The organism is Mycobacterium sp. E183 (assembly GCF_001667735.1).
Lineage (GTDB): Bacteria > Actinomycetota > Actinomycetes > Mycobacteriales > Mycobacteriaceae > Mycobacterium.
Genome location: NZ_LZJN01000011.1, coordinates 1 through 986 on the forward strand (window position 1 = coordinate 1; position 986 = coordinate 986).

Genomic DNA, 986 nt, shown 5'->3' on the forward strand with positions numbered 1-986 from the left:
TTCACCGCCCTGCACGCGGTGAGCGCCCTGGCCATCACGGGTGGCGACACCCCGCCCCCGGCCCGCATCGTGCTGCTGTCCGACGGCGGGGAGAACAAGCCGTCCAATCCCAGCGACCCGCACGACGGGGTCTACACGGCGGCGCGGAGAACGTGCCGCTGGACGCCAACGCCCCGCAGGGGGCGTTCACCGCCGCCCGGGCCGCCAAGGCCGCGGGCGTGCAGATCTCGACCATCTCCTTCGGGACGCCGTACGGCACCGTCGAGTACGAGGGCGCCACCATCCCGGTTCCCGTCGACGATCAGACGCTGCAGAAGATCTGCGAGATCACCGACGGCCAGGCGTTCCACGCCGACAGCCTGGAGTCGCTGAAGAACGTCTACTCGACCCTGCAGCGCCAGATCGGGTACGAGACCGTCAAGGGCGACGCCAGCCTGGCGTGGATGCTGCTGGGGGCGGTCGCGTTGGCCGGCGCGATCCTGGCCGGCCTGTTCCTGAACCGCCGGCTGCCGTCCTGACGATCAGACCGGCAGCCGCCGGTTGATCAGCAGCGCCAGCGCCGTCGCGATCAAGGCGGTGATCACGCCCAGGCGCAGCCACCCGGCGCTGCCCGGCCCGGCCACGGTGCGATAGCCGATGTCCTTCTCGATGGCGTTGTAGCTCTTGTTGAGCTCGGCGATGTTGCTGGCGGTGTAGGACTGCCCGCCGGACAGCTTGGCGATCGTCTTCATCTGGTCCGTCGAAACCGGGACGGCCACGCGCTGCCCGTCCATCTCGATCTCGCCGGTCTTGGTGCCGAACGAGATCGTCGAGATGGGCACCCCCTCGTCCCGGGCCAGCCGCGCCGCCGTGTAGACCCCGTCGTGCGGGTCGCTGGGATTGGACGGCTTGTTCTCCCCGCCGTCGGACAGCAGCACGATGCGGGCCGGGGGCGGGGTGTCGCCACCCGTGATGGCCAGGGCGCTCACCGCGTGCAGGGCGGTGAA

At 70.5% G+C, this 986-nt stretch carries 2 pseudogenes; one reads left to right on the forward strand and one right to left on the reverse strand.

Annotated features, from left to right (window positions below):
- Positions 1–518 (forward strand): annotated as a pseudogene (locus A5691_RS01420) (hypothetical protein); the annotation flags it as partial.
- 3 nt (positions 519–521) lie between these two features.
- Here A5691_RS01420 and A5691_RS01425 read toward each other — a convergent pair.
- Positions 522–986 (reverse strand): annotated as a pseudogene (locus A5691_RS01425) (hypothetical protein); the annotation flags it as partial.